Origin of the sequence: Rathayibacter sp. Leaf296 (genome assembly GCF_001423045.1) — a bacterium.
Taxonomy (GTDB): domain Bacteria; phylum Actinomycetota; class Actinomycetes; order Actinomycetales; family Microbacteriaceae; genus Rathayibacter; species Rathayibacter caricis.
On sequence record NZ_LMNR01000001.1, the window covers coordinates 758,923 to 759,122 of the forward strand.

The following is a 200-nucleotide window of genomic DNA, read 5'->3' on the forward strand; positions in this document are numbered from 1 at the left end:
CTGAGGTTGGACGGAGCGCCCGCCGACCCGTTGGAGTAGGTGATGACCCACTGGTCTCCGGTCGCGTCCTGGTAGTACACGCGCTGCTGGGTGCTGCCGTAGGCGGTTCCGGTTGCGGTCGTGACTCCGGTCTGGATGGGGGTGTTGTTGAAGTAGAGGGTGCCGTCGGTGCTGAGGAAGTAGCCGCCGCCGACAGCGGT

At 66.0% G+C, this 200-nt stretch carries 1 protein-coding gene; it reads right to left on the reverse strand.

Annotation, left to right across the window (positions count from 1 at the left end; translation table 11 throughout):
- Positions 1-200, reverse strand: a 200-nt coding sequence (locus ASF46_RS19355; protein WP_162240154.1) for a hypothetical protein, incomplete at both ends; no start/stop codon positions are given.